This is a genomic window from Chitiniphilus eburneus, from assembly GCF_005048205.1.
In the GTDB taxonomy this organism is placed as follows: Bacteria; Pseudomonadota; Gammaproteobacteria; order Burkholderiales; family Chitinibacteraceae; genus Chitiniphilus; species Chitiniphilus eburneus.
Genome location: NZ_SUMF01000039.1, coordinates 18,595 through 27,654, shown reverse-complemented (window position 1 = coordinate 27,654; position 9,060 = coordinate 18,595). Strand labels below are relative to the sequence as shown.

Annotated in this window: 5 protein-coding genes and 1 pseudogene; all 6 read right to left on the bottom strand. The window is 63.2% G+C overall.

Annotated features, from left to right (window positions below; translation table 11 throughout):
* A pseudogene (locus FAZ21_RS18530) lies at nucleotides 1-287 on the bottom strand (hypothetical protein); the annotation flags it as partial.
* 11 nt (nucleotides 288-298) lie between these two features.
* Nucleotides 299-1,153, bottom strand: a complete 855-nt coding sequence (locus FAZ21_RS18525; protein WP_136774916.1) for a carbohydrate-binding protein — start codon at nucleotides 1,151-1,153, stop codon at nucleotides 299-301.
* A 544-nt stretch (nucleotides 1,154-1,697) separates the two neighbouring features.
* Nucleotides 1,698-2,381 carry a respiratory nitrate reductase subunit gamma gene (narI, locus tag FAZ21_RS18520; RefSeq protein ID WP_136774915.1) on the bottom strand — a complete coding sequence of 228 codons (684 nt, stop codon included), beginning with the start codon at nucleotides 2,379-2,381 and terminating at the stop codon, nucleotides 1,698-1,700.
* Nucleotides 2,382-2,894: 513 nt separating this feature from the next.
* Nucleotides 2,895-3,554: a nitrate reductase molybdenum cofactor assembly chaperone gene (narJ, locus tag FAZ21_RS18515; protein WP_136774914.1), complete on the bottom strand. Its 660-nt coding sequence runs from the start codon at nucleotides 3,552-3,554 to the stop codon at nucleotides 2,895-2,897.
* Between the two features lie 10 nt (nucleotides 3,555-3,564).
* Nucleotides 3,565-5,130, bottom strand: coding sequence for a nitrate reductase subunit beta (gene narH, locus FAZ21_RS18510; RefSeq protein WP_136774913.1), 1,566 nt, complete (start codon nucleotides 5,128-5,130; stop codon nucleotides 3,565-3,567).
* Between the two features lie 65 nt (nucleotides 5,131-5,195).
* A complete protein-coding gene (locus FAZ21_RS18505; RefSeq protein ID WP_136774912.1) occupies nucleotides 5,196-8,930 on the bottom strand; it encodes a nitrate reductase subunit alpha in 3,735 nt (1,244 codons plus the stop codon).
* Nucleotides 8,931-9,060 lie beyond the last annotated feature (130 nt).

Below are 9,060 nucleotides of genomic sequence, written 5' to 3'. Positions count from 1 at the left end.
ATTTTTTCGGGAGCGGTGTCGGGGTTTTGCTGGCTGAGCTGATAGAAGGTCTGGGCGATGTCGGCGAAGAAGCCGTGAGTCTGGTTGTAGGCGAGGTCGGTGGGGACGGGATGGCCGAGTTCCTGCGCCAAGGCTTCCTGAAGCATTTTCTTGTTTGTAGTTGCATCATCAGGCTGAGTCGTAATGCCGTTTATATGCATAACGTGGGGAATTTGGTCGCATTGATTCAGAGCCGCCCAACTATTTGCGGAAACGAGAAACATGAGCAACGTGATATGGAGTTTCATTTTATCCACCCTCAGTCGCACTGCATCTTAAGCGGAGAGGAAATCACCCGGCCACTCAGCAATTCACCATATTTAACATAACTCTCCATCCGCTCGGGAGTGTTGTAATTTAGCGCAGTCGACTTCTTTGAAAACTGCAATCGCCACTCATAATCTTCTGTGGAGTCTTTGTAGGTTCCATAAAAACAATCCAATGCCATTCCCCATTGAGTGGCCAAGCTTTTAGCCAGGTCACGATCATTGCCATTCGCAGTGAGTACCTTTTGCTGCGTAATCCGCGCCATCTCCATCGCGTACTTGAACCGCGCCGGGTGCTTGCCCACTTCCTGCGCTAAAAAACGCTGTACGTCATCGCGCACGCCGTCTTGGTCGGCGTCGATGCCGGCCAGCGTTTTGCGGCCGGCCGAACCGGGATCGGGCGGGACTTTGATGCCGTTGATGGTGTCGGTGTTGCCCGGTATGGGGGTGACGGGCTCGCATTGCTGGATTGGTTGCCAGAGTGCGGGCACGCGCGGCGGTTGCCATTCGGTGCCGGGGTGCGCGGTATGCGCCTGGCGGGCACGGTAGTAGTCGCCTTCGAAACGAATCTGGTCGCCCAGGGCGTAGCTGTAGCCAGCTTGCCAGGGGGCGCAGCGTTGTACCGGGCCATGGTGCAGTTGCCATAGTGCGGGGGTGGACGCGGGGTTCCAGTTGGCGCCTTTTTGCGCGGTGTGCGATTGCAGTGCGCGGTAGGTCTGGCCTTGGTATTGCACGACCACGCCGATCAGGTAACCGTCGCTTTCGCGCCATTCGGGCAGCGGTGGGGTGGCCCACGCCAGGGGGGCGAGCAGGCAGGCGGTGAGCAGGGGGATGGCGGTACGGTGCATCGGTCGATCTCCTGGGTCGATGCCGAGGCATCGCGACATGTACGGTCGTGTTCCCAGTGGTGCCGCTGTCCTGTGCCGGTCAGTCGGAAGCGCCGACTATACCTGTGCTTTTTTACACACATCAACAGATTTTTATAGAAAAACTACTTCAATTTCTTACAAATACAATTTGGCAGTTTACCCCAAGGTAGGGTTTGGATGCGTCGGCAGGCATCGGGGCGTAAGTCGTCTCACCCTACCCTGCTCGCCGCTTGGCCAGGTATGGCGCCCTTTTGCGGGCCAGGTGCCGCCGAATGCAAGCGGTAGGTGGGGGCCACCGCTTGCGTGGTACCAGCCACTGGGCAAGGGCATGACCATTACCGACTGGATGAGAAAGCACCGGCAAATCGTCAGCATTTTGACAGCAATTTTCGTGTACGGGGTGGCCCGGATGCGCCACCTCTTCCAGCATGCCGGCGCTCGATCGAGGCGCAAAAAAAGCAGGGTGCGTTGCACCCTGCCAAAACGGAGCCTGGGCGGCGGCCCGCTCCGAGGTGGTATCCGGTCAGCGCGGCCGCACCAGTTGCCAGGCGCGCCCGAGATAGGTCACCGAACCGAAGCCGCTCCATACGTGCACCAGCCGGGTGAAGGGGAAGATCACGAACAGCGTCATGCCCATGAACAGGTGGGCTTTGAACAGGCCGTGCGCGTTGGCGATGAAGTCGGCCGCTCCGCCACGGAAGGTGACGATGTGCTGGGCCCAGTTCATCAGCAGCACCATTTCATGGCCATCTCGGTGACTGGCGGAAACAAAGATGGTGGATAGCCCCAGCAGCAGGGTGATCAGGATCCAAAGCAGCAGGATCTTGTCGCCCGGCCGGGTGACGGCACGCAGGCGCGGGTCACTCAGGCGGCGATGCAGCAGGATGGCAAGACCGATCAGGCAGATACCGCCCATGACGCCGCCGGCCACCATCGCCACCATCTGCTTGAAGCTGTGCGTGACGCCCAGCGCATCCCACACCGCCACCGGGGTGAGCAGGCCGACCAGGTGGCCGAAGAACAGGCCGAGGATGCCGATATGGAACAGGATGTTGCCCAGCCGTAGCTGGCCGCGATGCAGTAGCTGCGAGCTGTCGCTCTTCCAGGTGTATTGCTCGCGCTCGAAGCGGACAAGGCTGCCCAGGATGAAGATCGCCAGGGCGATGTAGGGATAGATGCCGAAGACGAAGTAGTGCAGGCCGTTCATGGCGTGACTCCTTGGAGCCTGTTCCGGGCACTCAGGCCCAGAGGTGAATGAAAGTGTTGTCGTGCCCCCGGCAAAGCCGGGTGCTCAGGATGAGTGGAGTGCCAGCAACGGCTCCATCTGCTCGAACCCACTCCCCCCGCCCTCGCCGCTGCGAGGGAGCCTCGTTGCACTCGATACCTGTTCCGGCCACTCAGGCCCAGAGGTGAATGAAAGTGCTGTCGTGCCCCCGGCAAAGCCGGGTGCTCGGAATGAGTGGAGTGCCAGTAACGGCTCCATCTGCTCGAACCCACTCCCCCCGCCCTCGCCGCTGCGAGGGAGCCTCGTTGCACTCGATACCTGTTCCGGCCACTCACGCCCAGAGGTGAATGAAAGTGCTGTCGTGCCCCCGGCAAAGCCGGGTGCTCAGGATGAGTGGAGTGCCAGCAACGGCTCCATCTGCTCGAACCCACTCCCCCCGCCCTCGCCGCCATGTCGGTCGCGATGCCGCCGTGTTGCGTGGGGAACCGGGCCGTACTAACCGGCGCATCGTGCGTTCGCATGCTGGCCTCTCGGGTGGAAATGCACGGTATGGGTGCCGCCCGGCTGGGGCTTGAGCAGCGGTTCGACGCCATCAGCGCCGGGGCCGAAGGTTTCCAGCGCTTCGTCCATGTCGCGTACCGGCGGGTCGGTCTGTTCCTGCGGTACGACATCGGTCAGGGTGCACAGCACGGCGAAGACGGTGGCGTAGGGGCTTTCGTTGCGCGCCAGGCGCCGGCCGATGGCGGCCAGCACGTGGATGGCGTCACCCAGCAGCGTTTCGGCTTCGTCCGCGTCGATCAGGCCGAGGAATTCGAGGAACAGCGGCACGTGATCGGGCAGTTCGGCCGCGCCGGGTTCAACGCCGTGGCGGCGGTATTCCTCCAGCAGATCGACCATTGCCTGGCCCCGGTCGCGGCTTTCGCCGTGGATGTGCTCGAACAGGTGCAGCGAGTGCGCCGGGTTGCGATCGAAGGTGGCAACGTAGTTTTCCTGCAAGGCGATCAGGCGGTGCTGCGCCAGGAAGGCGATCAGGGGTTGCAGCGCGTCGCGTGCGTCGGGGTGTTCGTCCAGCGCGGCGGCGATCTCGTCACGAGCGTCGAGCAGTTCCTGCTCGGGATAACTCAGCAGGGCGGACAGGATGCGATACAGGCTCATGTCCCCTCCTCTACGCGCCGTCGGCCGCGCGGCGGCGCGACTTGGGCATGTCGATGAAGATCACGCTGCCTTCGGGCTTTTTGCCGAACAGCGAGCCGGGCGAAGTGCCGCCAGAGCAGCCATTGCCGAAGGTAAAGCCGCAACTGCCCTTTTCGTTGAAGCTGTCTTCCACCACTTCCTTGTGGCTGCTCGGCACGACGAAGCGGTCTTCGTAGTTGGCGATGGCCATCACCTGGTACATCTCTTCGACGGTAGCCGGGTCCAGGCCCACCGGGTCCAGCAAGGTGGCGTCGCCCTGGCCGTGCACGCTTTCGCCGCGCTTGTAGGCGCGCATGGCAATCATCCGTTCCAGCGCGGCGACAACGGGTTCTTCCTTGCCGGCGGTGAGCAGGTTGGCGAGATAGCGCACGGGAATGCGCAGGCTTTTCACATCGGGAATGATGCTGTCGCCCACGGTGCTATGCGGCATCTGCCCCGCTTCGGCGGCGCTCTGGATCGGCGACAGCGGCGGGATGTACCACACCATCGGCAGCGTGCGGTATTCCGGGTGCAGCGGGAACGCCACCTTCCAGTCCACCGCCATCTTGTAGACGGGCGATTTCTGCGCGGCGTCCAGCCAGCTTTGCGCGATGCCCTGGCGCAACGCTTCGGCGATCACTTCGGGCGAGTGCGGGTCGAGGAAGGCACTGAGCTGCGCTTCGTACAGATCCTGTTCGTTCTCGGTGGCGGCGGCTTGTTCGATCAGGTCGGCGTCATACAGCATGACGCCAAGGTAGCGGATGCGCCCGACACAGGTTTCGGAGCAGACGGTGGGCTGGCCGGCCTCGATACGCGGGAAGCAGAAGGTGCACTTCTCGGCCTTGCCGCTCTGCCAGTTGTAATAGATTTTCTTGTACGGGCAGCCGGAGATGCACATGCGCCAGCCACGGCATTTGTCCTGGTCCACCAGCACGATGCCGTCATCCTCGCGCTTGTAGATCGAGCCGGACGGGCACGATGCCACGCACGCCGGGTTGAGGCAGTGCTCGCACAGGCGCGGCAGGTACATCATGAAGGTGTTTTCGAAGGTGGAATACATTTCTTTCTGCACGCCTTCGAACAGAGCGTCGCGGCTGCGCGAGGCGAATTCGCCGCCCAGGTCGTCCTCCCAGTTCGGGCCCCACTTGATCTTGTCCATCTTCTTGCCGGTCAGCACGGACACCGGCCGCGCGGTGGGCGGGGTCTGCGACAGGGGCGCCTTTTGCAGGTGCTCGTAGTCGTAGGTGAACGGCTCGTAGTAATCGTCGATCGACGGCAGGTTGGGGTTGGCAAAGATATTGGCGAGGATCTTCATCCGCCCGCCCTGGCGCGGCTCCAGCTTGCCGGCGGCATTGCGCACCCAGCCGCCCTGCCACTTTTCCTGGTTTTCCCATTCCTTGGGGTAGCCGATGCCAGGCTTGGTCTCCACATTGTTGAACCAGGCGTATTCCACGCCGTCGCGGCTGGTCCAGACGTTCTTGCAGGTGACGGAACAGGTGTGGCAGCCGATGCATTTGTCGAGGTTCAGCACCATGCCGACTTGTGCGCGTATCTTCATTGCATGTCTCCTTTGGAGATGGGAAGAGTGAAGGGAAAGAGTGGCCGGCTTGGCCGGCCTGTCCGTCACCCTTCTCCCTTTCCCTCTTCCCGTGCTGGCCCTTCCAGCCATTCCACTTTCTTCATCTTGCGCAGCACCACGAATTCATCGCGGTTGCTGCCGACGGTGCCGTAGTAGTTGAAGCCATACGCCTGCTGCGCGTAGCCGCCGATCATGTGCGTGGGCTTGAGCACGGCGCGGGTGACCGAGTTGTGGATGCCGCCGCGCTTGCCGCTGGTTTCGGCGCCGGGCACGTTCACGATCTTTTCCTGCGCGTGGTACATCAGGCACATGCCCTGCGGTACGCGCTGGCTGACCACCACGCGGGCGGTAAGCGTGCCGTTGAGGTTGAAGACCTCCACCCAATCGTTGTCCACGATGCCGGCCTGCTTGGCCTCCACCTCGGAAATCCACACGTGCGGGCCGCCACGGCTCAGCGTCAGCATCCGCAGGTTGTCGGAATACGTGCTGTGGATGCCCCATTTCTGGTGCGGTGTGATCCAGTTGAGCACCAGCTCGTGTTCGCCGTTGGCGTGCGTGCCCAGCATCGGCGTGACGGTCTTGGTGTCGATCGCCGGCTTGTAGACGCACGAGCTTTCGCCGAAATCCAGCATCCAGCGGTGATCCTGGTAGAACTGCTGGCGGCCGGTGATGGTTCGCCAGGGGATCAGCTCATGCACGTTGGTGTAGCCGGCGTTGTAGCTGACTTCCTCCGATTCCAGCCCGGACCAGGTGGGCGCAGAGATGATCTTGCGCGGCTGCGCCTGCACATCACGGAAGCGAATCTTGTCGTGCTCGCGGCCAAGTGCCAGGTGGGTGTGGTCGCGTCCGGTGATCTTGCCCAGTGCCTCCCACGCCTTGACCGAAACGTGGCCATTGGTTTCGGGGGCAAAGGTGAGGATCATCTCGGCGGCGTCGATGGCGCTGTCCAGGCGCGGGCGGCCTTCGCTCACACCGGGTTCGGTCACGGTGCGGCTCAGGCCGGCCAGTTCGCGCACCTCGTGCTTGGTATCCCAGCCGATGCCCTTGCCACCGTTGCCCAGCTTGTCGAGCAAGGGGCCGACGCTGGTGAACTTCTTGTAGATGTCGCGGTAGTCGCGCTCGACCACGGTCATGTTGGGCGCGGTCTTGCCGGGGATCAGGTCGCATTCGCCGTGCTTCCAGTCGCGCGGTTCCAGTGGCTGGCCCAGTTCTCCCGGGGTGTCGTGCAGCAGCGGCGTCAGCACCAGGTCCTTGCGCGTGCCCAGGTACGGGCCGCCGATCTCGCTGAATTTCTTCGCCAGCAGCTTGTAGATTTCCCAGTCGGTCTTGCTTTCCCACAGCGGCTGCACGGCTTCGGACAGCGGGTGGATGAAGGGGTGCATGTCCGAGGTGTTGAGGTCGTCCTTTTCGTACCAGGTGGCCGTCGGCAGCACGATGTCGCCGTACAGGCAGGTGGTGCTCATACGGAAATCCAGCACGGTGAGCAGGTCCAGCTTGCCCTCGGCCGCCTGCTCGCGGTACGCCACTTCGGTGGGGCGCACGGTATCGCTTTCATCGCAGAACAGCGCGTTCTGCGTGCCGAGCAGGTATTTGAGGAAGTACTCGTGGCCCTTGCCGCTGGAGCCCAGGATGTTGGAGCGCCAGACAAACATGTTGCGCGGGAAGTTGGCGGGGTGATCCGGGTCGTCGCAGCTCATCGCCAGCGTGCCGGCCTTGAGCTGGGCGCAGGCATAGGCCACCGGGTCCTGGCCGGCTGCTTCGGCGGCGGCGGTTACTTGCAGCGGGTTGGTCTGCAACTGCGGCGCGGACGGCAGCCAGCCCATGCGCTCGGACTTGGCGTTCAGGTCGATCAGGCTGAGCCCGTCGTAGTAGCCGCGATTGGCGGTGGGCGCGAGGATTTCATCCACGTGCAGTTTTTCATGCCGCCACTGGCTGGTATGGGCGTAGAAGAAGCTGGTGCCGTTCATGTGACGCGGCGGGCGCGACCAGTCGCTGGCGAAGGCAAGCGGGGCCCAGCCGAACTGCGGGCGCAGTTTTTCCTGGCCCACGTAGTGAGCCCAGCCGCCCCCGCTCTGGCCAACGCAGCCGCACATCATCAGCAGGTTGATGATGCCCCGGTAGGTCATGTCCATGTGGTACCAGTGGTTCAGCGCGGCGCCAACGATGACCATGCTCTTGCCGTGGGTGTCGTGCGCGTTCTGCGCAAACTCGCGCGCCACCTGGATCACCAGTTCGCGTTTCACCGTGGTGTGCTTTTCCTGCCACGCCGGGGTGTAGGGCACATCGTCGTCGTAGCTGGTGGCGACATTGCCGCCGCCCAGGCCACGGTCGATGCCGTAATTGGCCAGTTGCAGGTCGTACACGGTGGCAACCAGCGCGGTGCCGCCGTCGGCCAGCACCAGGCGCCGGACCGGCACGTTGCGCACCAGCAGCTCGTCGTGCTCGCCGCCGAAGTACGGAAAGCCCACGCTGGCCACATCGTCTCGGCTGTCGATCAGGCTGAGCAGCGGATCGACCTCGCGGCCGCTGCCGCCATCCTTCTGTTCCAGGTTCCAGCGGCCCACCTTGGCGCCGTCGTCCACCTTGCCCTCGCCCCAGCGGAAGCCGATGGTGCCATTGGGCACGACCAGATCGCCGGTGGTGGCGTCGATTTCCAGGGTTTTCCACTCGGGATTATTGGCTTCGCCGTGGTTGCCGGCCAGGTGCGATGCGCGCAGGAAGTGGTCGGGCACCCAGCAGCCGTTGCGCTCTTTGAGCAGCACCAGCATCGGCATGTCGGTGTATTGCTTGGCGTAATCGCGGAAGTAATCGGATTTACCGCCGTGATGGAATTCCTTGAGGATGACGTGGCCCATCGCCATCGCCAGCGCGGCGTCGGTGCCTTGCTTGGGCGCCAGCCAGATGTCGCCGAACTTGACCATCTCGCCGAAGTCGCTGGAAACGGCCACGGTCTTGGTGCCCTTGTAGCGCACCTCGGTGTAGAAGTGGGCATCCGGCGTGCGCGTCATCGGCACGTTGGAACCCCACACCATCAGGTAGGTGGCGTTGTACCAATCGGCCGATTCGGGCACGTCCGTCTGCTCACCCCAGGTCTGCGGGCTGGCTGGCGGCAGATCGCAATACCAGTCGTAGAAGCTCAGGCAGGCGCCACCCAGCAGGCTGAGGTAACGCGCACCAGCGGCGTAGCTGACCATCGACATCGCCGGGATCGGCGAAAAGCCGATGATGCGGTCCGGGCCGAACTTGTCGATGGTGAAGGCGTTGGCGGCGGCAATGATCTCGGTGGCGGTATCCCAGTCGGCGCGCACGAAGCCCCCCTGGCCGCGCTCGCTCTTGTAGCGGCGGGATTTTTCCGGGTCCTGGCTGATCGCGGCCCAGGCGGCGATCGGGTCCAGCGTGCGGCGCGCCTCGCGCCACATTTCGATCAGGCTGCTGCGGATCATCGGGTATTTCACCCGCTGCGCCGAATACACATACCAGCTATACGACGCGCCACGCGGACAGCCACGCGGCTCGTGATTGGGCAGGTCGGGCCGGGTACGCGGGTAGTCGGTCTGCTGGGTTTCCCAGGTGATCAGGCCATTTTTGACATAGACCTTCCAGGAACAGGAGCCGGTGCAGTTCACGCCGTGGGTGGAACGCACGATCTTGTCGTGCTGCCAGCGCGAGCGGTAACCGTTCTCCCATTTGCGATCCTCGTCCACCACCGCGCCGTGGCCATCCGAAAAGGTGGACTGCACGCGCGACATGAACTTCAGTCGATCCAGAAAGTGACTCATTGCTTGTTCTCCGTATCGGCCGCCCGGGAGGCGGCCACGACTGCCGATGGAATGCAGTCAGCGTAAGGCGCAGCGGCGGCGCGGCCCATTCGCCGGAAGACGGGGGGCGGCCGCTGCAAGAGGACTAGGC